The sequence below is a fragment of the Rhodanobacter thiooxydans LCS2 genome, from assembly GCF_000264375.1.
Lineage (GTDB): Bacteria > Pseudomonadota > Gammaproteobacteria > Xanthomonadales > Rhodanobacteraceae > Rhodanobacter > Rhodanobacter thiooxydans.
This window is the reverse complement of record NZ_AJXW01000043.1, coordinates 219,708-244,338: the sequence shown is the minus strand read 5'-3', so window position 1 is coordinate 244,338 and position 24,631 is coordinate 219,708. Positions and strand designations below refer to the sequence as shown.

The window sequence follows — 24,631 nt, the reverse complement described above, 5'->3', positions numbered from 1 at the left end:
GTTGAAGATCGCCCCCCATGTCCAATGCCGTACCGCCATTCATCGTCGCCATTCCCGCCCGTTACGGTTCGACCCGTCTGCCGGCCAAACCGTTGCGCGAGATCGACGGTGTGCCGATGGTGGTGCGGGTAGCGCAGCGCGCCGTGCAGGCCGGCGCCAGCCAGGTGGTGGTGGCGGTGGACGACCGGCGCATCGCCGACGTGCTGGCCGGGCAAAAGGGCGTGGACATCTGCATGACCCGCAGCGACCACGCCTCCGGCAGCGACCGCCTGGCCGAGTGCGCGCAGCACTACGGCTGGGCCGACGACAGCATCGTGGTGAACCTGCAGGGCGACGAACCGTTCGCGCCGGCCGCCGGCATCCGCGCGGTGGCGCAGGCGCTGGCCGGCGACGACGCGCCGATGGCCACCCTGGCCACGCCGATCATCGACGCCGAGGAGCTGTTCGACCCGAATGTGGTGAAGCTGGTGCGCACCGCCAACGGCCGCGCGTTGTACTTCAGCCGCGCGCCGCTGCCGTGGGCGCGCGATGCGTTCGCCATCGACCGCCATGCGCTGCCGTCCGGCTCGCCGTTCCTGCGCCACATCGGCATCTACGCCTACCGCGCCGGCTTCCTCGACCGCTACAGCCGCCTGTCGCGCACGCCGCTGGAGCAGACCGAATCGCTGGAGCAGTTGCGCGTGCTGGAGCACGGCCACGCGATCGCGGTGCGGCTGACCCCGGAGCCGTTCCCGCCCGGCATCGACACCGAGGCCGACCTGGAGCGCGCGGAGCAGTGGCTGCGCACGCAGCACTGAGCCTCCCCGGGGGTCATCACCGCTAGAATGATCCCATGCAGTCTCCGCAACCGCCCCCCTTCGACGGCAAGGCCTTCGTCCGCACGCTCACCACTTCGCCCGGTGTCTACCGCCACTTCGACGCGGCCGGCGAGCTGCTCTACGTGGGCAAGGCGGGCAATCTCAGGAAACGCGTCGGCAGCTACTTCCTGAAGCCGCGGATGGAGCCGCGCATTGCGGCGATGGTGGCGCAGATCGCCCGCGTCGAGATCACCGTGACGCGCACCGAGGGCGAAGCGCTGCTGCTGGAATCGCAGCTGATCAAGTCGCTGAAGCCGCGCTACAACATCCTGCTGCGCGACGACAAGAGCTACCCGTACATCTACCTGTCCAGCGGCGAGGACTACCCGCGACTGGCCTTCCACCGCGGTGCGAAGAACCTGCCGGGGCGCTACTTCGGGCCGTACCCCAGCGCCTACGCCGTGCGCGAAAGCCTCAACCTGATGCAGAAGCTGTTCAAGGTGCGCCAGTGCGAGGACAGCTACTTCCGCAACCGCACGCGGCCGTGCCTGCTGTACCAGATCGGCCGCTGCAGCGCGCCCTGCGTGGGCCTGATCAGCGTGGAGGACTACCGCAACGACGTGCGCCACGCCGAGATGTTCCTGGAAGGGCGCAGCAACGCGGTGATCGACGAGCTGGCCGAGGCGATGGAGCAGGCCAGCAAGGCGCTGCAGTTCGAGCGCGCGGCGAAGCTGCGCGACCAGGTGGCCGCGCTGCGCCAGCTGCAGGCGCAGAACCACGTGCAGGGCGCCAGCGCCGACATGGACGTGCTCGCCTGCCGCATCGAGGCGGGCCTGGCCTGCGTCAGCGTGCTGTTCTTCCGCAACGGCATCAGCCTGGGCACGCGCGACTTCTTCCCGCGCCTGCCGCTGGACGCCGAACCGGCCGACGTGCTGGCGCAGTTCATCGCGCAGTACTACCTGGAGCGCCCGGTGCCGCGCGAGCTGATCCTGGGCGAGGCGCTGGCCGATCGGGACATCCTGGCCGAGCTGCTGAGCCAGCACGCTGGCCGCGCGGTGGAGCTGAAATCCAGCGTGCGCGGCGAGCGCGCGCAATTCCTGCAGATGGCCGAGCGCAACGCGCAGGCCTCGTTGACCGCGCGTCTGGCCAGCCGGCAGACCCTGGGCACGCGCTTCGACGACCTGCAGAAGGTGCTGGGCCTGGACGAGTCGCCGCGGCGCATCGAGTGCTTCGACATCAGCCACACCATGGGCGAACTCACCGTGGCCTCGTGCGTGGTATTCGGCCCGGAAGGTCCCGAGAAATCACACTACCGCCGCTTCAACATCGCCGGCATCACGCCCGGCGACGATTATGCAGCGATGCACCAGGCACTCACCCGGCGCTTCCGCAAGCTGGCCGAAGGCGAGGGCGCGCGCCCGGACGTGCTGCTGATCGACGGCGGCGGCGGGCAGGTGGCGCAGGCGCTGGAGGTGCTGCGCGAACTCGGCGTCGACGGCATCGAGGTGGTCGGCGTGGCGAAGGGGCCGGGCCGACGCGCCGGCGAAGAGACGCTGGTGCTCGCGCGGCTTGAATCGGGAAGTCCCGGGCGCGAGTTGCACCCGGGCTCGTCGTCGCCCGCGCTGCACCTGGTTGCGGCAGTGCGCGACGAGGCGCACCGCTTCGCCATCAGCGGCCACCGCAAGCGGCGCGAGAAGGCGCGCGAGCGCAGCGTGCTGGAAGACGTGCCGGGTATCGGCGCGCGCCGGCGAACCGCCTTGCTGAAGGCGTTCGGCGGCATGCAGGGGCTGGAGCGCGCCGGCGTCGAGGAACTGATGCAGGTGAAGGGCATCGACCGCGGCCTGGCCGAGCGCATCTACGCCAGCCTGCATGGCTGAATGCCATGGCTGCCTTCACTCGGCAGTGGCGCGCCGGCATGCGAAACTGCAACAAACCATCGGGACGAACCATGCACATCAACCTGCCGACCTGGCTGACCCTTTTTCGCGTTGCCCTGTTGCCGGTGATGGTGGTGGTGTTCTACCTGCCGTTCCCGGGGCACAACATCACCGCGGCGATCGTGTTCGTGCTGGCGGCGGTCACCGACTGGCTCGACGGTTATCTCGCACGGCGGATGAACCTCACCTCGGCGTTCGGCGCGTTTCTCGACCCGGTGGCCGACAAGCTGATGGTGGCGGTGACCCTGTTCCTGCTGGTCGAGTCGCACCGCGGCGGCTGGCCGGGCGTGCTGATGGCGGTGACCGCGGCGGTGATCGTCGGCCGCGAGATCAGCGTCTCGGCGCTGCGCGAATGGATGGCCGAGATCGGCATGCGCGCCACCGTCAAGGTCGCCCTCATCGGCAAGCTGAAGACGGTGATGCAGATGGTTGCGCTGGTGGTGCTGATCGTGCAGCACGAGAAGGCGGCCGAGGCGCTGCGGCTGTACCACATCGGCGAGGGCCTGCTGGTGGTCGCCGGCGTGCTCACGATCTGGTCGGGCCTGTATTACCTGCGGGCCGCCTGGCCGGTCCTCAGCGCCGACCGGGCGCCGGGCAAGGGCAATCCCTGATTGCCGCAATCGCGGCAGGGCGGAACGGGCTTGACGATCCGCATACACGTATTAGAATGCGCGCCTCCGATGCGGGAATAGCTCAGTTGGTAGAGCACGACCTTGCCAAGGTCGGGGTCGCGAGTTCGAGTCTCGTTTCCCGCTCCAGTTTTTCGCCAGGCCCCGACCCGTTCGGGGCCTGGTCGTTTTTGGGGCCGTGACGAGCAGCGCGACAGCTATTCACAAGCGACTTCGTTCTGCTATGATTCGCGGCTCTGATGCGGGAATAGCTCAGTTGGTAGAGCACGACCTTGCCAAGGTCGGGGTCGCGAGTTCGAGTCTCGTTTCCCGCTCCAGTTTGCAGACAGAACCTCGGGCCGCCGGGGTTTTGTTTTTTACAGGCAACCTGCGATCATCATGGTTGCGATGCACCAAGCAATGGCCAGGTGGCAGAGTGGTCATGCAGCGGACTGCAAATCCGCGTACGCCGGTTCGATTCCGACCTTGGCCTCCATTGCGCAACCGGCTGCCAGGCAGCCGCAGAAAACCCGCCGCCCGTGGCGGGTTTTTTTGTGCTGCGGGAAAGGCACGCCGAGCGTCGGGTTCCCGTCTTCGCGTTCCGTAGTCGCCCTCTGCCTGAGCTGGCTTGCCGTGTTTGCAGCGGTCATTTCGCGCCTGCGGCAGGCGTCCGGGTCGGCGAATGCGCTGCAACAGCGGTTTTTTTGCGGTTTTTGCCGCTTGACCCGTTGGCGGCACCGCTGAATTCCCCTACATTCAGCGTGCCGCAAGGCATACGAACCAACCACTACATATCCACGAGGGGAAACCCATGGCAAAGACGCAGAAAGCAGCTGCAAAGAGCAAGCCGGCATCCAAGGCCGCACCCGCCGCACCCAAGCCGATCAAGGAAGTCCTGAACAAGTCCAGCCTGGTGGCGCACATCGCCGAAGCCAGTGGCGTGGTGGCCAAGGACGTGCGCGCGGTGCTGGCAGCGCTGGAAGGCGCGGTGGCCGGTTCGGTGCACAAGAAGGGCGCCGGCTCGTTCCAGCTGCCGGGCCTGCTGAAGATCACCGCGGTGAGCGTGCCGGCCAAGCCGAAGCGCAAGGGCATCAACCCGTTCACCAAGGAAGAGCAGTGGTTCGCGGCCAAGCCGGCGTCGACCAAGATCAAGATCCGCCCGCTGAAGAAGCTGAAGGACGCGGCGGCCTGATATCGCCGGTTCCTCGGCACCCGCAATCGAAAGTGCGACGGCTCGCCCGTCGCACTTTTTTTGTGGGCGGCGCAAGGCATGCAGGAAGTGGTATCCGGGATCGAGCCGAATCACCCCGCGCCCGCACGATGCGGAACCCGCAGGCCATGGCACTGGACAGAGCCGACCGCTGAAGGCTGCTTTCGCCACGTCGCCAAGGCTGCAGGGACAGGTTCACCATCGTGCACGTCACCCGGTTGGTGAAACCCAGAAGGGCCGGCATGACCCGCGAGTCGAGCGACTGGCCGAAGGCGCCGGGTGGCCGCCTGTCGTGTTCACAACCGGCATCCGGTCACCGGCCGGCTTTTGCCGCATCCGGCGTGGCAGATCATCGAGACGAAGCAGTAATCGAAAATCGGCCTTGGCGCCGCGGACGTCTAAGCCGGCCGCGCGTGCGATGGTGGATGTCGGGAAGAGGGCGCGACGGTGCTGGCACCGCCGAAGATGTGCCTGAACCTGGAGTGGCCCCGTTTCATGTGGGGAAGCTTGGCGCCGTCCGGATTCGACAGGTTCGCCGCCGGTCGGAGTTTTCCCGGCCATCGACCGGCATGGCTCCGTCCGCAGCGAAGTCCTGCGTCTCGATCGAGGTGGCCGCGAGGAGCGGTCATGCCATGTCCGCGAAGTCGCGCGCACCATCGCCGAGCTGTGCGGCAGTCACCAAGTTCATGGACGCCGGAGTCCTCCGGTCGTGATCGGCAAACGGGAGCGCTTGGCGCCCTGGGTGGCCTTGGAGTCCAGTGATTCCACGGGCCGTGGCGCCGGAACCGCATTCCGCCCTTGTTTCCTCGTGTGTTGAAACGCCTCGCGTTTGAGCGCGCCTGCGCGTCTGGCGAAGCCGGTTCTGGACCTGATTTGCGTCTTTTCGCAGGCACGCCCGTGTGCCGCAGAGGGCGGCTGATATCGATCCGATAGCTTCAGGCGGGTGCTTCAGAATGAAAAGCACTGCTTTCAAAAAGAAATGAATCGGCTTGGTGCTGTGTAGCAAGTATTGGCTAAGGCTATGACCTTGCTGGATAAAAAAACTTGGCACGCAAGCTGCTTAATGGGGGCATGGGTTCTGTCGCGGCAAGCGGAGTGAACCGACAGCGCATATTGCACTGCACAAATCGAGAGGTCAAGCATGTCTTCCCGAATCAAGGTCATCATTCCGATTCCGATGGGCGCCGAAGGGGTCGCGGCGCGCGCCGCCCAGTTGCCCGCCGCCCTCGTGCTGCCGGGCTTCGAGCCGGAATTCGTTTCCGTCGCGAAGGGCGCCGCGCTTGGCGACAGCGCCTACGACATGCTGCTGATGGACTTCGCCGTCGCCGAGGCCGGTTTGCGCGCACAGCACGAAGGCTATGCGGCGGTCTGCATCGACACCGTCAGCGATTCGGGGCTTGCGGCGCTGCGTTCGCGCCTGGATATCCCGGTGATCGCGCCGGGGCAGGCGGCCTTCCATACCGCCTGCATGCTCGGCAAGAAGTTCAGCATCCTCACGATGTGGGACGAATGGTTCCCGCTCTACGAGAAGACGCTGACCGAATACCAGCTCTGGCCTCGCGTCGCCTCGCTGCGCTCGATCAAGACGCGGCCCGACCTCGAAGAGTTGCTGGCCGGCAAGGAAGAGGTCGTCTTCAAGAAGCTTGAGGCGGAATCGCTGCGAGCGATCGAGGAAGACGGCGCCGACGTGGTCGTGCTCGGCTCGACCACGATGCACCAGTCGCACGCCTACCTCGCCAAGCGCCTGCCGGTGCCCGTAATCAACCCGGGCCAGGTGGCCTACAAGCTCTGCGAGATGTTCCTGACCCTCGGTCTTCGCCACAGCAAGAAGGCCTACCCCGCGCCGCAGGCGCCAAACGACGCTGTCTACCACGGCTTCGCGAACTGACCCAAGGAGAGTACCCGCATGTCCAAGCTTACCCGCCAGCAGCTGATCGCCCTCGGTGTTGAAAACTACTTCGGCAACGTCGACCGCAAGAACATGGATGCCGTGCTCGCGTGCTGCCACGACGATTGCACCGTGACGATCCAGACCGACCACCTCACGCATTCGGGCATGGATGGCATCCGCCGCATGTTCGAGAACCTGTTTGCCGGCTACGAGGAGATCTGGCACGGCGATTTCGAAGTCACCGCCGACGAGCAGAACCAGACTGTGTCGATGCGCTTCAACGTGCGCCTGGTCGATGCGAAGGGCCAGGAAACGCGGCTCAGCAACTGCAATTTCTTCTACGTCGAGGGCGGAAAGTTCCGCCGCTATTACGTCTTCATGAGCGGCGACAACGTCCTGCGCTGAGGGGTGCGGTGCTTGAACACGAACGCACGGACGAGAGCGGGAACACGATGAGCAAAGCCCTGGAAGGAACACGCGTACTCGACCTGACCCACATGCTGTCGGGTCCCTATGCCGGGATGATCCTGGCCGACCTCGGCGCGGAAACGATCAAGGTCGAGCCGCTCACCGGCGAAGGCACGCGTGCGCTGCTGGCACGCGACCCGAAGCATTCGCTGCATGGCATGGGTGCGTACTTCCTGACGCTGAATCGCAGCAAGCGCAGCGTCTGCGTGGATCTGAAGCATCCGCAGGGCCTTGCCGTGTTTCACGATCTCGTGCGCGTGTCCGACGTCGTCATCGACAACTTCAGCGCCGGCGTGACCGCGAAGCTCGGCATCGATCACGCACAGCTGAGCGGGATCAACGAGCGCATCATCACCTGCTCGATCTCCGGCTTCGGCCAGGACGGGCCCAACTATCTGCGTCCGGCATTCGACCAGGTGGTGCAGGGCATCGGCGGCGGGATGTCGATCACCGGAGAGAATGCGGAGCGGCCGATGCGCTCGGGCATCCCGATCGGCGATCTCGGCGGCGGCATGTTTGCCGTGATGGGCGTGCTGGCCGCGTTGCAGGCGCGTTCGCGACACGGCCGCGGTCAGCACGTGGACATCAGCATGCTCGACTGCCAGATCAGCATGCTGAACTACATGGCGACGATGCACCTGATGAGCGGCGAGAACCCGGAGCCGCTCGGCAACGGCCACTTCGTCCACGTGCCATACAACACGTACCGCACCGCCGACGGATTCATCATCGTCGCGGTGATCTTCGACAGTTTCTGGGAACGCCTGGTCGAGCTGCTCGACGTCCAGGCATTGCGTGATCCGGCTTACCTGCAGCAACCTGGCCGACTCGCCAGCAAGGCGGCGATCGACGCGAAGCTTAACGAGATCTTCGCGACGAACTCCACCGCCCACTGGGTGGAGCGACTCGGTTCGGCACGCGTGCCGTGCGCCCCCGTGAACCGCTTCAGCGAAGCGCTGGCCGATCCGCAGGTACTGCACCGGCGCATGGTGGTCGAGATTCCGCATCCCGAGGGCGGCGCCGTGCGCGCGCCAGGCAATCCGATCAAGCTGTCGGTCGACGACGGCGACGACTACGGCGCGCCACCGCTGCTTGGCCAGCACACTCGCTCCGTCCTGTTCGACCTGCTCGGGTACGACACGGCGCGAATCGATTCGCTGCACAGCGACAAGGTGGTGGGCTGACATGGTCGCCGAGCACGTTACTGTCAACGAAGTCGGGCCGCGCGATGGGCTGCAGAGCCAGACGCGCACGCTCGACGGCGACGGGCGCCTGGCGATGATCCGGGCTCTGGTCGAGGCCGGCCTGCACAGCATCGAAGCCGGCAGCTTCGTTTCACCGAAAGCGGTTCCGCAGATGGCCGGAACCGGCGAGCTGTTTGCGCGCCTGCCTGGGCGCGACGAGGTGCGCTATTCCGCGCTGGTGCCGAACGCGCGCGGCTACGAGCTCGCGCGCGGGGCGGGCGTCGGGACCGTTTCGGTCGTGTTGTCGGCCACCGAGACGATGAACCGGCGCAACATCAACATGGGCCTCGACGAGACAACCGCTGCCTGCGCTGAACTGATGGCGCGCGCTGCTGCCGATGGGATCGAAGGTTGGGCGTATCTCGCCGTCGCCTACGAATGCCCGTTCGAAGGACCGACGCCACCGGCGCAGGTCGAGCGCCTGGCGGCACGCATGCTCGGCGCCGGCGCACGCAAGCTGATCATCGCCGATACGATCGGCGCGGCTAATCCAGCGCAAGTGCGCCACTTGATCGGAAATCTGGTGCGGGCCGACGGCGCACGGCACGTCGCCTGCCATTTCCATGACACGCGCGGCATGGCGCTGGCCAACGTGCTGGCCGCGCTGGAGGAGGGCGTGCGCGATTTCGACAGCTCGATCGGCGGCCTCGGCGGTTGCCCGTTTTCGCCAGGGGCGAGCGGCAATGTCGCGACCGAGGACGTGGTGCTGATGCTCGAATCGATGGGATTGCGTACCGGCATCGATCTCGACGCGCTCGTCGCCGCGGTCGAGCGCGTCAGCGAATTGCTCGAAAGCCCGCTCGGCGGACACGCGTTCCGTTGGCTGCGCCGGCGTGCAGGTCAGGCGAAGGGTGGGGCGCATGTTTGATCGCATTTCCAGCGTGGCTGCGCGGCTTTCGCCCTGGCTCATCATCGGTGGGCTTGCGTACGCAGCGCTCTTCGTCCAGGTCGATGGCGCGACGGGAACGATGCGGCAGCCATTGGCCGAGAGTCGCGATCTCTTCTTTGGCGGAGCCGCCGCCGACGGCCGCCTCTGGTTCGTGGGGCAGGCGGGCGCCGTGCTGTCGATGGATGGGCAATCCCGCCAGTGGGAACGCTCGCAGCTTCAGCCGGTCGCGAACCTGCAGGGCATCGCGGCGTCCGGCGCGGGTGTGCTCGTCGCCGTCGGCAACGGCGGACGCCTGTGGGTGCGCGACAAGGGAGGCCAGTGGACGTCGCAATCGTTGCCGGTCGGCGATGTCGGCAACAAGCTGATCGACGTCGCTTTTCTGGACGGCCATTTCTGGGTCGTCGGCGAGATGGGCGCGCTGTTTCGCGCGGACGCAGACGGTACGAACTGGACGCGCCTGCGCGACGCGGTCGATGTCGCCTTCAACCGCGTGCGGCCCGGCCCGGACGGTTCGATCTGGGTTGCCGCGGAATTCGGCCATTTGCTGCACAGCCGCGACGGCGGCGTCTCGTGGAGCAGTGTGCAACTGGGCAACGAGAGTCTGCAGTCGATCGCGTTCGCGGGCGAGGAGGGCGTCGTCGTCGGCAATCGCGGCCAGGCCTTCCGCAGCGCCGACGGCGGCAAGAGCTGGCAGCCGGTACCGGCGTTCACGACGGAGCATCTCTACGACGTGGTTGCGCGGCAGGGCGGCTGGCTGGTGGCGGGCGATCGCGGCGCCTTGTTCTCGGCGTCGCGCGCCGCCGCCCATTGGCGGCCGCTGGCGCCGGAAGGATCGGGCAAGCGCTATCGCACGGGCCTGCTGGCGGTGCAGGAGGGCGATGTCCTGATCGGCAGCGGCATCGGCCTGCTCGACAACGAAGGCAACTACCGGGCATGGCCGGCGGAGGCGGCACGATGAAAAAGCTTATCGACCTTGCGAGTGCGGTCTCATCGTTCGCGATCCGTAACCGTGTCGGCGTCTGTGTGGCCATCGCGCTGGTGACGCTGTTCTTCGGTGCCTGCCTCACGCACCTCGACGTGCGTACGCGCTTCGGCGACATGGTTCCGCATGACCACCCTTACGTGAAGGTGCACCAGAAGTACCAGGAGAACTTCGCCGCGAGCAATCGCGTGACGATCCTGGTGCGTTCGCTCGATGGCGACATCTTCAAGCTGCCTGTGCTGCGGGAGATTCAGCGCATCACCTACGAGCTGCAGAAGGTGCACGGCGTCAATCCGCTGCAGATCACCTCGCTCGCCTCGAAGAAGCTCAAGCGCGTCGACGCGTCCAGCGAAGGCATCGAGACACGCCCGATGATGTGGCCGGACCTGCCGAAGACGCAGGTCGAGATCGACGCGCTGCGCCAGGCCGTGCTGAACAACCCGATGGTCTACGGCCTCTATGTCGACGCCGAATTGAAGTCGGCATTGATCCAGGTCGACTTCTACGACCAGTTGGTCGACTACGGGAAGATCTTCCCGCAGGTCCAGGCGATCCTCGACGCGTCGCCCGCGAAAGCGCAGGTCAGCCTGCACTTGGTCGGCGAGCCGATCCTGTACGGCTGGGTCGCACACTACCTGGGGGAGACGGTCGCGATCTCGCTGTTGTCGCTGGTCTCGATGCTCGTGCTGCTGTTCGCCATCAGCCGCACCTGGAGAGGCATGCTGCTGCCGCTGCTCGCGGGCATCGTTTCCGCGACCTGGGCGCTTGGCATCGGCAGCCTGCTCGGCTACAACTTCGATCCGCTCGTCATCGTCGTAGCGTTCATCATCACCGCGCGCGCGTTCTCCCATTCCGTGCAGCTGGTCACGCGCTTCGACGACCTCGCCGTCGGCGAATCGATCGAACCGAGACGCGCGGCCGAGCAGAGCATGCGCGAACTGTTCCGCCCCGGCATGCTCGGCCTGTATGCCGATGCCGGCGCGGTCCTCTGCGTGATACTCACGCCGATTCCGATGATGCACAAAGTGGCGATCATCGGCGCGGTCTGGGTCATGACGATCTCGGTCTCCGCGGTGATCCTGACGCCGGTGCTGTTGTCGTGGGTGAAGCGTCCCGACCGCTACATCCACCCGCTGCGCCTCGATGCCGTACTGAGCGCGTTCACGAAGCCGGCGACGTGGGTCGCGACGAGCCGTGCGCGCTACGCCGTTGCACCGGTCATGCTGGTGCTTCTCGCGGGCCTCCTGTTCGAGGCGACGCACATCACCGTGGGCGACGCCAGCGACGGCTCGCCGATCCTGTGGCGGGATTCGCCGTTTAATCGCGACAGTGCGCTGATCAACGGCATGTATCCAGGATCGGAGCAGATGTTCATCGCGGTCGAAGGCAAGGCGCCCGATGCGCTGAAGCAGCCGGAGGTGCTTGACTGGATGCAGCGCTTCTCTCGCTATATGGAGCGTCAGGCCGGGATCGGCGGCAGCGTCTCGCTGGCCGACATCGTCGTCGAGATCCGCCGCAACCTGCACGAGGGAAACCCGCGTTACCGCGAACTGGGCGCCGACGCCGGCGAGAACGGCGAACTCGTCAGCTTCTACATGCAGGGTGCCGACCCCGACGATCTCAACCAGTTCAGCGACGTGCCGTTCCAGAACGGCGCGGTCACGCTGTTCTTCCGCGACCACAAGGGCGAGACGCTACGCCACGCGATCCACAACGGCAAGCAGTTCATCGCCGACAACCCGATGCCGCAAGCCGAGGCGAAGCTGGCAGGCGGCGTGCTGGGCATCACCGCTGCAGTCAACGAGATCCTTTTGCGTGACCAGATCGAGGCGATCGCGCTCGCATTCCTTGTCGTCGTCCTCTGTTGCCTCGTCGTCTATCGATCGTCGGTCAGCGGCGTCTTCTTCATCGTGCCGGTGCTGATCTCGAACGTGGCGACGTTCGCCTACATGGCCTGGCACGGCATCGGCATGAGCATCAGTACGCTTCCGGTCGTCGCGCTCGGCATCGGGCTCGGCGTCGACTACGCGTTCTACATCGTCGACGCGATCAAGGAACACCTCGAGAAGCATCCGGAAGCATCGCCGACGGACGCGGTGCGGCAGTCGTTGGGATCGGCCGGACGCGGCGTGATCCTGACCGCACTGACGCTCGCCGCCGGCGTGCTGCTCTGGTCCGGGTCGTCGCTGCGCTTCCAGGCGGAAATGGGGATCCTCATCGGCCTCTGGTTGATGGCCTCCGCCTTCACTTCACTGTTCGTCATGCCTTCGCTCGCGCTGGTATTCAAGCCGGATTTCATTTTCGGGAACCCAGTCCGCAACGCCGCGTCGAGCGCGGAAAACGGTCGTCTGGAACCACACATCCAAAGGGGGATCGCATGAACAACGCACGTCGCGCCTTGATTTCAAGTTCGCGAAAGCTGTACCTGGCCTGCACGTCGACGCTGCTCGGTCTCGGCATGTCCATGAGCGCGCAGGCCGGTGATGGGTTCCTCGACGACTGGGAGGTCAGCGGTTACCTGCGTGGCCATCTGTCGATGAACCTGCAGAGTCCGTATCTGGCCGATCCGGTCAACAACGGCGCTCCGAAAGGCGACTACAAGCACGACCTGTCGATGATGCGCGGCACGCTCAAGCTGAACCTGTTCAAGGATTTCGGCAACTCGAAGCTCAATATTTCGCTACGTGGCTCACGGGAATACGAGACGGGTTACCTGAAGGACCTGCAGGAGGTCGCCGACCAATACGCCGCGACCGACTTGTTCAGCAATCGCCGCCGCTCCAGCGTCAATCTGATGGATGACGTCTACAACCAGGCCGAAGTGCGCGAGCTATGGTGGCAGACCGACCTGCGCGAGGGCACCACGATCAAGCTCGGCAAGCAGCAGGTCGTGTGGGGCGAAACGGATTTCTTCCAGTCGATGGACGTCATCCACGGTTATGACTTCCGCTGGCGCTCCTTCCTTGAGGCCGAGAACGAGGAACTGCGCAAGCCGTTGTGGATGGCCAACGTCGTGCAGCGCTTCGATGCGGTCGAGGGCAGCCTGCAGTTCGTCTACATCCCGGGGCGCATGAACCCGGCCGACCAGCGCGGCAACAACTACGACGTCGAAGGCGGCCGCTGGGCGAACACGCCGAACCGCGGCATCACTTTCGCCGCGGCGCCGTTCGGTGCCGACGTACCGTACAACTACGACCACCGCGACGCTCGCATGGACGATGCCGCGCTCGGTTTGCGCTGGAAAGCGGTCGCCGGCAAGTGGGAATACTCGCTGGGCTGGTTCCAGGGGCCGTCTCAGGTGCCGGTGATCAATCCCAACCCGGACAACCCGCTCGGTGTCGGCAACGCGAGTAGCGGCCGCAGCTTCCTCGGTGCCTGGCACGGCGAATACCGCTCCGACCGCAGCTCGACGGTCGGCGAGCTGATCTTCCCGCAGCTCAACGTATTCGGCGCCACCGCCAACCGCTACCTCGAAGGCCTCGATGCGGTGCTCTCGGTCGAAGCTTCCTACATTCCGGACAATACCTACAACGTCGGCGTGCAGGCGGGGGAGGCGGGTGGCTGCGCATTCTTCCCGGGTTTCTGCGGCGTCGTCGAGCGCGATGCCGTCAAGTTGATGCTGCGCATGGACAAGCAGGTCAACCTGACCTCACTCCTCGGGACGAGCCGCCCGTCGTTCCTTTCGGTGCAGCTGTTCGACACCTGGATCACCGACTACGACCGCAAGGACGAGATCGTCAACCTCGCCGGCTTCAGCGGTCGCGCCAAGAAGCACTCGACGCTCCTGACTGCGATCCTCGCCATGAACTACCGCGGCGACCGCATCAACCCGACGCTTGCCCTCGGTACCGACCTCAGCTACGGCGGCGGTTTCGTCATTCCGGGCGTCGAATTCGCCTACGGCAACCATTGGCGCATCAAGGCCGAGGCCGACCTGTTCTTCAATCGCACCCACCAGAAGCGTGCGCTGACCGGTTTCAACGACACGAACCTGTTCGGCTACTTTGCCGGCAACAACCAATTGTCCGTTCGCGTGACGTACCAGTTCTGAGGAGCATCGCGATGAGAAATCTCGTTTCCACCTTGCTATTGACGACCCTGTCCTGCGCCGTGGCGGCGGTCCACGCAGCCGAACTGAAGCCGGGCACGGTACTGGAGGCATCGAACCTCGCCTCCCACCTTTCCGACAGCTTCGAGAATCACACCATTTCCGATCTGCTGACCGAACGCATGCAGAAGCTGATTCGCGACGAGGGGCTGAAGATCACGCTGAAGGCCTCTCAGCCCGTGGAACTGGGCCGCGATTACCTCAAGGCGACGCAGGACAACGCCGGCAAGGCCAGGTATGACCACGACACCCGCATCGTCGAAGGCTGGGTCGGCGGCATTCCGTTCCCGAAGGTTGAAGCCAGCGACCCCGATGCCGCAGCCAAGCTGATCTGGAACCACCACTACGCGCAGCCGATCAAGAACCTGCAGGACTACCCGAAGTTCGCCTATCTGTTCATCGGCGAAAAGAGCGGCCTCGAGCGCCGCCAGGAATGGGCGTTCCGACGCTACTACATGAAAGGGCGCCTCGGCGTCGAGCCGGTGGTCGAGGGCGACGGTTCGATCCTGACCAAGACACTGCTGTACGCAACGTACCCCAGCGACATCCGCGGCCTGGGCTTGTTCACGGTGCGCTACGACTCGCCCAAGCTCGAGGACTCGTGGGCATACCTGAAGTCCGTGCGGCGCACGCGGCGCCTGTCCGGCGGCACCTGGATGGACCCCATCGGCGGCACCGACCAGCTCAATGACGACATCGAGATATTCAACGCCCACCCGAGCTGGTATGCCGATTACAAGTTGATCGGCAAGCGCTGGATCCTCGCCGTCGCCAACTCGACGACGAAGACTTGGGACCCGAAGGCCAGCGGCAGCGCAGAGTTCCCCGTCATCGATCTCGACGGCGCGCCGCACTGGAATCCGAAGGACGGCTGGGAACCGCGCGAGGTGTGGGTCATCGAGGCCGTCACGCCGCCCGAGCATCCGTACAGCAAGAAAGTGCTGTACATGGACACGCAGTTCCCGCGCTTCTACCAGGCCGAGGCGTACGACCGCAAAGGCGATTTCTGGAAGTGGATGAACTACCACCTGAAGACGGTCAGGACCGAAGACGGCGACAAGGGCATCATTTCGGCGGCGGGCTTCACGATCGACTACCAGCGTCGCCACGCCACCGTGTTCATCCTCGCCGATTCGGCCAAGCTCAATACGCCTGGTATCAAGGCCGAGAACGTGAATCTTGGCGAACTCGAGAAGGCGGCGCGCTGAGGCGCGCCCGCAACGGAACGATCAAGACGAAGGCGCCGGCCCGGCCGGCCGCCGAACGGAGAAGCCATGAGTTATCGATTGGGTGTGGATGTCGGCGGCACGTTCACCGACCTGCTGCTGATGGACGAGTCGAACGGCGAGAGTTTCATCGCGAAGGTGCCATCGACGCCGTCCGATCCGTCGGTCGCGGTGTTGGACGGCATCGACAGGATCTGCCGCAGTTCGGGGGTGGATCCGTCCGGAATCCATTCGGTGATGCACGGCACCACGGTGGCGACGAACGCGATCCTTACGCGCCGCGGCGCGCGCGTGGGCCTGGTGACGACGCGTGGCTACAAGCAGGTGCTGCACATTGCACGTTCGTTCGTGCCGGGCGGCCTCGGCGGCTGGGTCGTTTTCAACAAGGGCGAACTGCTGGCGCCGCTGGAGTTGACGATCGAGGCCGACGAGCGCATCGGCGCGCGCGGCGAGGTCGTGCGCGAACTCGACGAGGACGGCGTGCGCAGCGGCCTTCGCATGCTGCGTGAGGCCGGCGTCGAGGCGCTGACGATCTGCCTGGTCAATGCCTATCGCAACGCCGCTCACGAACAACGCATTGCGCGAGTCGCCGCCGAGATCATGCCTGGCGTGCCGGTGTCGCTCTCGTCGGAAGTCGTGCCCGAGATGCAGGAGTACGAGCGCGCCGAGACGACTGTCGTCAACAGCTACGTGCGGCCGCAGGTCGCGCACTACGTGCAGCACCTGCAGGAGGAACTGCAACGGCGGCTGCGCCCTGATGTCCGCCTTGCGATCCTGCGTTCTGACGGCGGCCTCGCGACCAGTCAGTCGGCCGCGCAGGCGCCGGTCAACATGCTGCTGTCCGGACCGGCCGGCGGAGTTGCCGGCGCGATATGGTTCTGCTCGCGCGGCGGCTTCCCGAAAGTGCTGACCTGTGACGTCGGCGGCACGTCGACCGACGTCGCGCTGATCGACGACGGCCACGCGCGCGTGCGCCGTGAGACGCGCGTCGGCGACATTGCCGTACGCGCGCCGTCGGTCGACGTGCGCACGGTAGGCGCCGGCGGCGGCTCGATCGCGTTCGTGCCGGAACTGACGCGCGCGCTGCGTGTCGGCCCGGAAAGCGCCGGCGCGGTGCCCGGGCCGGCGGCCTACGGCCATGGCGGCGCCCAGGCGACCGTGACCGACGCGAACGTGGTGCTCGGTTACCTGCCGGCGACGCAGAAACTCGGCGGCGACTTCCAGATGCGCCACGATCTCGCCGCAGCGGCGGTGCAGAAGATCGCCGATGCGATGGGCGTATCGCTGCTCGAAGCGGCTGAGGGTATCGTGCGCATCGCCAACGAGCACATGTACGGCGCGCTACGCCTGATCAGCGTCGAACAGGGCTACGATCCGCGCGACTTCGCGCTGTGCGCGTTCGGCGGCGCCGGGCCCTTGCACGGCAATGCGCTCGGCATTCTGATGAATGCGTGGCCGGTGATCGTGCCGCCGGGGCCCGGCGTGCTGTGCGCTTACGGCGACGCAACCACGCGCATCAAGGACGAGGCTTCGCGCTCGCTGGTGCGACGCCTCAGCGAGATCACGGCGGAAGAAGTGGCGGATGCCCTGGAGCAGCTCGGCGACGCCGTGCGCGCCTCGCTGGCCGGGCAGGACATCGCGCTCGATCAACAACAGGTCAACTGGCAGGCCGACGTGCGCTACCAGGGCCAGGCGCTACTGTTGACGCTTGAGATCGATCCGGCGCATGTTCGCGCGCACGGCCTCGGCGGGTTGGCGATGGCGTTCGACGCCGAGCACGAACGCCAGTTCACGTTCTCGCTCAGCGAGGCACACGAGCTGGTCGGTCTGCGCGCGATCGCGCGTGCGCCACGGCCGTCGATCGCCGACAAGGCGGCCGAAGGTTCCGGCCTCGATCCGCAGGCAGCCGTCATCGGCGCACAAGCAATCCACTACGCCGGCCGCAATCACGAAGCGACCATCTACGACCGTGCGGGGCTCGCGCCGAAGCGCCGCCTCGACGGGCCGGCGATCGTGTTTGAACTGGATTCGACCACCCTGATCCTGCCCGGCCACCATGCCATCGTCGACGAGGTCGGCAACCTGCTGATCCGTCCCGGAACCCAGGAGATCGCGGCATGAGCGCACGCATCATCCAAGCCAACCAGGCGCCGTTCCGCCGCGTCGATGTCGATGGCATCACCATCGACATCGTCGAGAACGCGCTGGCCAACGCGCGCACCGAAATGGACGCCGTGTTGTTCCGCACGGCGATGAGCCCGGGCATTCGCGAGCAGGGCGATGCATTCCCGATCATCGCCGACTGCAACGGCAAGATGCTGGTCGGACAGTTCGGATCGTTCATCGCAGGCCTGCTGCAGGCCTACGACGGCACGGTCGAGGAGGGTGACGTCTTCCTGACCAACGACCCGTACCTGTGCAATGGCGCGGTCAGCCATCTGCCCGACTGGCTGGTACTGATGCCGATCTTCAAGGACGGCCGCCTGATCAACTACTCGGCGATGTTCGGGCACATGTCCGACGTCGGCGGCAAGGTGCCGGGCAGCCTGCCTACCGACGCGCGCACGATCTGGGAGGAGGGCATCCGCATCCCGCCGGTCAAGCTGTACCGCCGCGGCGAGCTCAACGCCGACATGCTCGACGTGATCCTGCACAACGTGCGCATGCCGCGCTGGAACCGCTCCGATCTCAACGCGATCGTGGCCGGCTGCCGCAGCGCGGGGCGCCACTGCATCGAACTCGCCGGGCGCTTCGGCGACGATGTGTTCTACAGCGCGCAGCAGTCGATGCTCGAACGCACGCATCGCGCGATGAAGGAAGTGATCCAGCGCGTGGTGCCGGAAACGCGTCAGGTGTTCGAGGACTATATCTGCGACGACGGCGCGGGGTTCGGTCCGTACACGGTGCGCTGTGCGCTCTGGCGCGAAGGCGAGAAGGCGATCTTCGATTTCGAAGGCACCGATCCGCAGGCGGATTCGTCGGTAAACTTCTACCTCAACGAGGAGATGTTCAAGATATTCTTCGGCGCGCTGACGATCAGCCTGTTCGATCCGGCGATCCTGCTCAACGACGGCTTCTACGACCTCGTCGAGGTGCGCATTCCGCAAGGCTCGATCCTGAAACCGAACTTCCCGGCGCCGCTGTCTTGCCGCACGCATCTGCTCGGACGCATTTTCGACGTCATGGGCGGCCTGCTCGGCCAGGGCGTTCCGCAGGCGATGAACGCGGCCGGCTTCTCCGATTCGCCGCATTTCATGTATTCCGGCTACGACGCCGCAGGCGAATGGTTCCAGCTGTTCCAGATCGGCTTCGGCGGCATCCCCGGCCGCCCGGCCGGCGACGGGCCGGACGGCCATTCGCTGTGGCCGGGTTTCACCAATGTGCCGAACGAATTCATCGAGGCGTATTTTCCGCTGCGCATCGAGACCTACGAGACGATCCGCGATTCCGGCGGTGCCGGCCTGCACCGCGGCGGCAACGGCCTGCGCGTCGCATACCGCCTTCTCGCCGACGGCGAAGTCTCGATCCATGACGACCGCTGGCTGACTTGTCCATGGGGCGTCAACGGCGGCGAGCCTGGCCAGCGCAGCCGCAAGGAGCTCGTGCGCGTCGACGGCAGTTGCCAGATCCTGCCGTCGAAGTGCGACCGCGTGAAGGTGAAGGCCGGCGACCTTCTGCTGTTCGACACCTGGGGTGCGGGCGGCTGGGGCGATCCGCTGCAACGCGATCCGGCCAAGGTGCTGGCCGACGTGCGCAAGGGGCTGGTCAGCGTCGAAGGCGCGCGCCGCTATGGCGTCGTCATCGACGGCGACGCCGTCGATGCAGGTGCGACGCACGCGTTGCGTGCGACGCTGGCGCAATCGCGCGGACCGGTCGCATTGTTCAATCGCGGCGGCTCGCTCGACGAGATCAAACAGCGCTGCCTTGCGGAAACCGGCTTGCCGGCACCCGTGACGCCGGTGTGGAACTGAGCGGCGGTACGGCCATGGCGCTCGAATCCCATCGGCTTAACCCGGCGCGCCGTTACGCACTGATCCTGGTCGATCTCTCGGTCGGCTTCACTGACCCGTTGCGCAGCCGCCTCGCGTTTGCATGCGACGACGTGATCGCGGCAAACCAGCGCCTGCTCGCGGCATTCCGCGAGCGTGGCGATCCGGTGTTCTACACCACGGTTGCCTACGACTCGCCTGCCCAGGCGTACGTATTCCGCGAAAAGATCCCGGCACTGAATGACCTCGTCGCGGGATCGGAGCTGGTCGGGATCGACGCGCGCGTGGCCCCTCGCGCTGATGAGTACGTCATCGTCAAGCACGCTGCGAGTGGTTTCTTCGGGACAGACCTCGCACAGCGCCTGCGCGCGACCGGCGCCGACGGCGTCGTCGTCAGCGGGCTCACGACGAGCGGCTGCGTGCGCGCGACTGCGCTGGACGCCCTGCAACACGACCTGCGCGTGCTGATCCCGTACGAGGCCGTCGGCGACCGCGACCAGGACGCGCACGCAGCGAACCTGCGCGATCTCCAGATCAAGTACGCCGACGTGGCGGATCTCGATGCGTGCCTGGCGCTGCTCGGTGCTTAGTACGGCGATGCTGCTCGGCGCTTGCGCGGCCGGCGGCGGAGAGCGTGCGCGCCCCGCCGCGTTGACTGCGGCCGAGGCGGCCGCGGAGCCGTGTCGCGGGTATGTCGCCGCCTGGGTCGGGCATTTTCGCGGCAACGTCGCGCGCCTGGACCGTGGCGGGAACCCCGGGGCGGAGTCCCTGCGCGTCGCGCGTGAGCAGCTGGCGCGCGACGGTGTCGACGAGGCCTCATGCGAGCAGCCGTACTGCATCATCCGCCCGCTCGGCGATGGCCGCCTGGACAGCTGGTGTGGCTATCGCAGGCCGGATCCGACGGGCAGGGAGCTGTACCTCTGGGTTCCTTACCAATGACTTCCGGGAAGAACAAGCCGTGACCGCGCGCACGCTCTACGACAAGCTATGGGACAGCCACTGCGTGGCAGAGCTGCCCGACGGATCGAGCCTGCTCTACATCGACTTGCACCTGCTGCACGAAGTGACTTCGCCGCAGGCGTTCTCGAACCTGCGCCGGGCGGGGCGCAAGCCGTGGCGTGTCGATGCCGCGCTGGCGACTCCGGACCACAACGTGCCGACCGTGCTGCGCGAACTCGGCCTTGGCGGTTTCGACGACCCGATCGCACGCAGGCAGGTTGATGTGCTGGAGAGGAACTGCCACGAATTCGGCGTGCCGCTGTTCCCGCTGGGCGACGTGCGCCAGGGCATCGTGCACGTGGTCGGCCCGGAGCAGGGGCTGACGCTGCCGGGCATGACGGTGGTCTGCGGCGACTCGCACACCGCGACGCACGGTGCGCTCGCCGCGCTCGCGTACGGTATCGGCAGCAGCGAGGTCGAACATGTGCTGGCTACCCAGACGCTGCGCGGCCGCAAGTCGAAGAACATGGCCGTCGTCGTGGACGGCGTGCTTGGCGAAGGCGTGGTCGCGAAGGATCTCGCCCTGCACCTTATCGGCCGGATAGGCACGGCGGGTGCAAGCGGACACGCTATCGAATTCCGGGGCGACGGCATCGGAGCGCTTTCGATGGAGGCGCGCATGACCTTGTGCAACATGAGCATCGAGGCCGGGGCGCGCGTCGGCCTGGTCGCCTACGATCGGGTGACGCAGGCCTACGTCAAGGACCGGCCGTTCGCGCCGGCAGGCCCGCAGTGGGCAGGCGCGGTGCGCCACTGGCAGGACCTGCATTCGGACCACGACGCGCATTTCGACCGGATCGTCGGAATTCGCGCCGAAGACGTCGCGCCCTGCGTCAGTTGGGGTACTTCGCCCGAGATGGTCGTGCCGATCTCTGGCGCAGTGCCGCAGCTGCACGAGGCGCGCGATGATGTGCAACGCGGCGACTGGTCGCGTGCGATGGCCTACATGGGCCTCGAAGCGGGACGCCCCATCCACGGCACGCCGATCGACAAGGTGTTCGTCGGTTCGTGCACGAATGCGAGGATCGAAGACCTGCGCGCGGCCGCACGCGTGCTGCGCGGCCGCCGTATCGACCCGCGCATCAAGCTCGCGCTGGTGGTGCCCGGTTCCGGTCTCGTCGCCCTGCAGGCGGAGCACGAGGGGCTCGACGAAGTGTTCACGGCGGCCGGCTTCGAGTGGCGTGCGCCGGGCTGCTCGATGTGCCTCGGCATGAACGCCGACCGGCTGGAGCCTGGCGAACGCTGCGCGTCGACCTCGAACCGCAATTTCGAGGGCCGCCAGGGCCGCGGCGGACGTACCCACCTGATGTCGCCGGCCATGGCCGCGGCGGCCGCGGTCGCCGGTGCGATCGTCGATGTGCGGGAGCTGTGACGATGCAGCCATTGAGCCGTCACCGCGGTATCGTGATTCCGTTCGACCGCGCGAACATCGATACCGACATGCTGTTGCCGAAGCAGTACCTGAAGAGCCTCGACGCCTACGGTTTCGGCGATTTCCTGTTTGACGACGAGCGCTATCTCGACCATGGCGAGATCGATACGCCGGTCGCAAACCGTCGCATCAATCCGGGTTTTGTTCTGAACCGGGCGCCCTATCGCCATGGAACAGTGGTGCTTGCGCAGGCAAATTTCGGCTGTGGGTCGAGCCGCGAGCATGCCGTATGGGCATTGCGAGACTTCGGTGTGCGGGTGCTGGTCGCGCCTAGCTATGGCGACATCTTTCGCGACAACTGTTTCAACAACGGGCTGCTCGCCATCGTGGTCGAGCAGCCCGTCGTCGACCGGCTGTTTCAACTGGTTCGCTCGCGGAACGTGGTCGAAGTTGACGTCGACGTGGCAGCCGGAACGCTGGCGGTGGCGGACGAGACCTGGAAGTTCATGCTGGAAGAAGGGCGCCGGCAGAACCTTCTGGAAGGACTCGACCAGGTCGGCGAGACGCTGATGCTGGCCGATCGCATCCGCTGCTACGAGCAACGCCGCCGCGCGGCCGAACCGTGGGTCTTCCGGCACACGCGCCAGGATCCCGATTAGGCCGACCGTGTCGGCGGCGTTGTCCCCCGGGCGACAAGAGGCGATGATGCAAGCCGTGTGTTCCGGTCTCCGGTGAGAGCCGAGAAGGTTTCCGACGAGGGAGCTGCATGGACTTCGCGAATGTCACGCCAAGCAAGCCACGAATCTGCCTGATCGGCAATTCCAAGCTCAGCCAGATAGTCCACAGCCTGATCGGCGAGTTCGAGGCGGTCGCGCGCATCACGATCATCGACAACATCTTCAACGATGCGGTGAGGGCGGCGCGCGAGTTGATCGAGCAGCAGCAGGTCGATCTCTTCGTCAGTGCGGGCGCGAACGCGTTCTACCTGCAGGACACGTTGTCGGTGCCGGTGCTCGGTCTGCGCGTAAGCTCCGCCGATCTGATCCAGGCAATGCTGACGGCACGTCGCATCTCCCGCCGCATCCTCTTGCTGACCTACGAGCGCCAGGAGACTAACCTCGATGTACTCAAGGTGTTCGACGACATCGAAGTGACGCACCGGACCTATACGACGGCCGACGTGATCAAGGAAGTCTTCCACCAGTGCCGTGAAGACGGCTATGGTGTCGTCGTCGGTTCAAGCTACACCTGCGATCTTGCCGACCAGTGGGATATGGCCTCGGTACTGATCTACTCGCGCGAGTCGTGCCGCAACCTGCTGCGCAAGGCGATTCGAGTGGCCGGCCAGCACAAGCGGCAGCGGCAGCAGGCCGCGCTGATGCAATACGTGCTGGACCGAAACCCGCACCCGGTGGTGTTCACGAACCTTGACGGCAGCGCGGTTGCCTGGAATGCGGCCGCGATCGCCCAGATTCCGCGCTTCGCCAAGCGTCGCTGGCTCAACGGCCTGTTCGATCGCAAGATACTCGACGCGCCGAGCTTCCGTTCGGAACGCTTGCTGATCGAGGGCCGGCTATGCGCGCTCGACAAGGAATCGTTCGAATTCGGCGGTGAAACGATCGGCCATGTGTACGGCTTCCAGTGGAGCCCGGTCGCCGAGTCGCAAGACGATCGCCGTCGCCTGGTCTTCCGGTCGGAACGCATGGCGGAGGTTCACAACCTGCTCGCCACCTACGGGGCGACAGCCGGAACCGTCCTGCTGCACGGCGAAACCGGTACCGGCAAGGAACTTGCCGCGCGTTGCATCCATGCTTCCAGTGAAAACGCGGAAGGGCCGTTCGTCGCGGTGAACTGCTCGGCGATTCCGCTCGACCTGTTCGAGTCGGAGCTGTTCGGCTACGCCGACGGCGCATTCACCAGCGCGAAAAGCGGCGGTCGTTCGGGCTTGCTTGAAACCGCCAACCATGGCTCGTTCTTCCTCGATGAGATCAATTCGCTGCCCCTGGCGCAGCAGGCCAAGCTGCTGCGCGTGCTGCAGGAAAAAGAGGTGACGCCGGTAGGGTCGCGCCAGACGATCGCGCTCGACATCAAGTTCATCGCCGCGTGCAACGTCGATCTCGCCGAGGAAATGCGTGCCGGCCGCTTCCGCGAGGATCTGTTTTACCGGCTCAGTACGTTCTCGATCCGCATTCCACCGCTGCGCGAGAGACCAGAGGACATCGCTGCCCTGACGACCCACATGGTCCAACGGGAGGTGCAGCGGTACGGAGTCGATGTGGATATGGAGGTGCTGCTCGACGGCGTCGCTCCCGCGTTCCGCCGCTACCATTGGCCGGGAAACGTACGCCAGCTCGAGAACATCGTCGAGCGGTTGGTCGTCTCGCACCGCCTGTATCGCAACAGCGGTGCGGTCGTCGACGCCTTGCCGAGGGTTGCGCCGGAGCTGTTCGCCGTCGCCAGGCTCGATCGCGAATGCGAGGGGCATCTGCAGATGGTGGAACAGGAAGAGATCGATCGCGCACTGCAGATGTTCGGTGGCAATCGAAGCCGCGCGGCCGACTTCCTGGGTATCAGCCAGACCACCCTGTGGCGCAGGATCAAACGGCGCCGGCTGGATCGGTGACCTGCGGCACCGCCGGGAGGCGGGAAGCAAGCGCTGCCTGGATTCGGGCAGGATGCGCCTTCGTACTGGTGCCCGAGGCCGGAATCGAACCGGCATGACCGTGAGGTCGAGGGATTTTCTTGCCACTTCGGCTTTCGCCGCCGGTGCACGCGCCGTTCGTGGTCTGGAGCACGCCTTCACCATAGCCTACGCGGCCGTAGGTGCCCGCCGTCTGCTCTCTACACCTTCCCGGGCCTTCGGGCCTGGGCTTGGCTCGGCGTTGGCTCGGGTGCCGGGGGCACCCAGGGC

General features: G+C 65.9%; 19 protein-coding genes and 3 tRNA genes. All 22 read left to right on the top strand.

Going from position 1 to position 24,631, the window contains the following annotated elements; translation table 11 throughout:
• Positions 1–17: 17 nt before the first annotated feature.
• The 22 genes from kdsB (at position 18) to UUA_RS09890 (ending at position 24,343) form a co-directional block, all read left to right on the top strand.
• Positions 18–797: a 3-deoxy-manno-octulosonate cytidylyltransferase gene (gene kdsB, locus UUA_RS09995; RefSeq protein WP_008436448.1), complete on the top strand. Its 780-nt coding sequence runs from the start codon at positions 18–20 to the stop codon at positions 795–797.
• Between the two features lie 35 nt (positions 798–832).
• Positions 833–2,674, top strand: coding sequence for an excinuclease ABC subunit UvrC (gene uvrC, locus UUA_RS09990; protein WP_008436447.1), 1,842 nt, complete (start codon positions 833–835; stop codon positions 2,672–2,674).
• Positions 2,675–2,745: 71 nt separating this feature from the next.
• The gene (gene pgsA / locus UUA_RS09985; protein WP_008436446.1) at positions 2,746–3,345 is read left to right on the top strand and encodes a CDP-diacylglycerol--glycerol-3-phosphate 3-phosphatidyltransferase; all 600 of its coding nucleotides are present in this window, start codon (positions 2,746–2,748) and stop codon (positions 3,343–3,345) included.
• Positions 3,346–3,416: 71 nt separating this feature from the next.
• A tRNA-Gly gene (locus UUA_RS09980) sits at positions 3,417–3,492 on the top strand.
• Positions 3,493–3,604: 112 nt separating this feature from the next.
• Positions 3,605–3,680 (top strand) — tRNA-Gly (locus UUA_RS09975).
• 84 nt (positions 3,681–3,764) lie between these two features.
• Positions 3,765–3,838 (top strand) — tRNA-Cys (locus UUA_RS09970).
• A gap of 315 nt (positions 3,839–4,153) precedes the next feature.
• The gene (locus UUA_RS09965; protein WP_007508565.1) at positions 4,154–4,534 is read left to right on the top strand and encodes an HU family DNA-binding protein; all 381 of its coding nucleotides are present in this window, start codon (positions 4,154–4,156) and stop codon (positions 4,532–4,534) included.
• 1,159 nt (positions 4,535–5,693) lie between these two features.
• Positions 5,694–6,440 carry an aspartate/glutamate racemase family protein gene (locus tag UUA_RS09960; RefSeq protein WP_039953769.1) on the top strand — a complete coding sequence of 249 codons (747 nt, stop codon included), beginning with the start codon at positions 5,694–5,696 and terminating at the stop codon, positions 6,438–6,440.
• Between the two features lie 18 nt (positions 6,441–6,458).
• On the top strand, positions 6,459–6,848 hold the full coding sequence (locus UUA_RS09955) for a nuclear transport factor 2 family protein (protein WP_008436444.1): 390 nt from the start codon (positions 6,459–6,461) through the stop codon (positions 6,846–6,848).
• Positions 6,849–6,895: 47 nt separating this feature from the next.
• On the top strand, positions 6,896–8,095 hold the full coding sequence (locus tag UUA_RS09950; protein WP_008436443.1) for a CaiB/BaiF CoA transferase family protein: 1,200 nt from the start codon (positions 6,896–6,898) through the stop codon (positions 8,093–8,095).
• Between the two features lies 1 nt (position 8,096).
• Positions 8,097–9,023 carry a hydroxymethylglutaryl-CoA lyase gene (locus UUA_RS09945; RefSeq protein ID WP_008436442.1) on the top strand — a complete coding sequence of 309 codons (927 nt, stop codon included), beginning with the start codon at positions 8,097–8,099 and terminating at the stop codon, positions 9,021–9,023.
• A complete protein-coding gene (locus UUA_RS09940) occupies positions 9,016–10,002 on the top strand; it encodes a WD40/YVTN/BNR-like repeat-containing protein (RefSeq protein WP_008436441.1) in 987 nt (328 codons plus the stop codon). The genes UUA_RS09945 and UUA_RS09940 overlap by 8 nt, the downstream gene beginning before the upstream one ends.
• On the top strand, positions 9,999–12,407 hold the full coding sequence (locus UUA_RS09935; RefSeq protein WP_050981860.1) for an efflux RND transporter permease subunit: 2,409 nt from the start codon (positions 9,999–10,001) through the stop codon (positions 12,405–12,407). The genes UUA_RS09940 and UUA_RS09935 overlap by 4 nt, the downstream gene beginning before the upstream one ends.
• Complete coding sequence (locus UUA_RS09930) at positions 12,404–14,077, top strand: DUF1302 family protein (protein ID WP_008436437.1); 1,674 nt, start codon at positions 12,404–12,406, stop codon at positions 14,075–14,077. The genes UUA_RS09935 and UUA_RS09930 overlap by 4 nt, the downstream gene beginning before the upstream one ends.
• An 11-nt stretch (positions 14,078–14,088) precedes the next feature.
• On the top strand, positions 14,089–15,342 hold the full coding sequence (locus tag UUA_RS09925; RefSeq protein WP_039953768.1) for a DUF1329 domain-containing protein: 1,254 nt from the start codon (positions 14,089–14,091) through the stop codon (positions 15,340–15,342).
• Positions 15,343–15,408: 66 nt separating this feature from the next.
• Positions 15,409–17,481 (top strand): hydantoinase/oxoprolinase family protein, encoded by a 2,073-nt coding sequence (locus tag UUA_RS09920; protein WP_039953767.1) that lies wholly within the window; start codon positions 15,409–15,411, stop codon positions 17,479–17,481.
• Positions 17,478–19,331: a hydantoinase B/oxoprolinase family protein gene (locus tag UUA_RS09915; protein WP_008436433.1), complete on the top strand. Its 1,854-nt coding sequence runs from the start codon at positions 17,478–17,480 to the stop codon at positions 19,329–19,331. Before UUA_RS09920 ends, UUA_RS09915 begins: the two co-directional genes overlap by 4 nt.
• 14 nt (positions 19,332–19,345) lie before the next feature.
• On the top strand, positions 19,346–19,939 hold the full coding sequence (locus tag UUA_RS09910; RefSeq protein WP_008436432.1) for an isochorismatase family protein: 594 nt from the start codon (positions 19,346–19,348) through the stop codon (positions 19,937–19,939).
• Positions 19,911–20,288, top strand: a complete 378-nt coding sequence (locus tag UUA_RS19605; RefSeq protein ID WP_008436431.1) for a hypothetical protein — start codon at positions 19,911–19,913, stop codon at positions 20,286–20,288. The genes UUA_RS09910 and UUA_RS19605 overlap by 29 nt, the downstream gene beginning before the upstream one ends.
• Before the next feature lie 19 nt (positions 20,289–20,307).
• Entirely contained in the window at positions 20,308–21,720 is a 1,413-nt protein-coding gene (gene leuC / locus UUA_RS09900; protein WP_008436429.1) for a 3-isopropylmalate dehydratase large subunit, read from the top strand.
• A gap of 2 nt (positions 21,721–21,722) precedes the next feature.
• Positions 21,723–22,379: a 3-isopropylmalate dehydratase small subunit gene (gene leuD / locus UUA_RS09895; RefSeq protein ID WP_008436428.1), complete on the top strand. Its 657-nt coding sequence runs from the start codon at positions 21,723–21,725 to the stop codon at positions 22,377–22,379.
• 107 nt (positions 22,380–22,486) lie between these two features.
• Positions 22,487–24,343: a sigma 54-interacting transcriptional regulator gene (locus UUA_RS09890; protein WP_008436427.1), complete on the top strand. Its 1,857-nt coding sequence runs from the start codon at positions 22,487–22,489 to the stop codon at positions 24,341–24,343.
• Positions 24,344–24,631: the final 288 nt, after the last annotated feature.

What these genes read in the sequence shown, in the direction of transcription:
- kdsB (WP_008436448.1), top strand. Translation starts at nt 18, where the DNA reads ATGTCCAATGCCGTACCGCCATTCATCGTCGCCATTCCCGCCCGTTAC.
- uvrC (WP_008436447.1), top strand. Translation starts at nt 833, where the DNA reads ATGCAGTCTCCGCAACCGCCCCCCTTCGACGGCAAGGCCTTCGTCCGC.
- pgsA (WP_008436446.1), top strand. Translation starts at nt 2,746, where the DNA reads ATGCACATCAACCTGCCGACCTGGCTGACCCTTTTTCGCGTTGCCCTG.
- UUA_RS09965 (WP_007508565.1), top strand. Translation starts at nt 4,154, where the DNA reads ATGGCAAAGACGCAGAAAGCAGCTGCAAAGAGCAAGCCGGCATCCAAG.
- UUA_RS09960 (WP_039953769.1), top strand. Translation starts at nt 5,694, where the DNA reads ATGTCTTCCCGAATCAAGGTCATCATTCCGATTCCGATGGGCGCCGAA.
- UUA_RS09955 (WP_008436444.1), top strand. Translation starts at nt 6,459, where the DNA reads ATGTCCAAGCTTACCCGCCAGCAGCTGATCGCCCTCGGTGTTGAAAAC.
- UUA_RS09950 (WP_008436443.1), top strand. Translation starts at nt 6,896, where the DNA reads ATGAGCAAAGCCCTGGAAGGAACACGCGTACTCGACCTGACCCACATG.
- UUA_RS09945 (WP_008436442.1), top strand. Translation starts at nt 8,097, where the DNA reads ATGGTCGCCGAGCACGTTACTGTCAACGAAGTCGGGCCGCGCGATGGG.
- UUA_RS09940 (WP_008436441.1), top strand. Translation starts at nt 9,016, where the DNA reads ATGTTTGATCGCATTTCCAGCGTGGCTGCGCGGCTTTCGCCCTGGCTC.
- UUA_RS09935 (WP_050981860.1), top strand. Translation starts at nt 9,999, where the DNA reads ATGAAAAAGCTTATCGACCTTGCGAGTGCGGTCTCATCGTTCGCGATC.
- UUA_RS09930 (WP_008436437.1), top strand. Translation starts at nt 12,404, where the DNA reads ATGAACAACGCACGTCGCGCCTTGATTTCAAGTTCGCGAAAGCTGTAC.
- UUA_RS09925 (WP_039953768.1), top strand. Translation starts at nt 14,089, where the DNA reads ATGAGAAATCTCGTTTCCACCTTGCTATTGACGACCCTGTCCTGCGCC.
- UUA_RS09920 (WP_039953767.1), top strand. Translation starts at nt 15,409, where the DNA reads ATGAGTTATCGATTGGGTGTGGATGTCGGCGGCACGTTCACCGACCTG.
- UUA_RS09915 (WP_008436433.1), top strand. Translation starts at nt 17,478, where the DNA reads ATGAGCGCACGCATCATCCAAGCCAACCAGGCGCCGTTCCGCCGCGTC.
- UUA_RS09910 (WP_008436432.1), top strand. Translation starts at nt 19,346, where the DNA reads ATGGCGCTCGAATCCCATCGGCTTAACCCGGCGCGCCGTTACGCACTG.
- UUA_RS19605 (WP_008436431.1), top strand. Translation starts at nt 19,911, where the DNA reads ATGCGTGCCTGGCGCTGCTCGGTGCTTAGTACGGCGATGCTGCTCGGC.
- leuD (WP_008436428.1), top strand. Translation starts at nt 21,723, where the DNA reads ATGCAGCCATTGAGCCGTCACCGCGGTATCGTGATTCCGTTCGACCGC.
- UUA_RS09890 (WP_008436427.1), top strand. Translation starts at nt 22,487, where the DNA reads ATGGACTTCGCGAATGTCACGCCAAGCAAGCCACGAATCTGCCTGATC.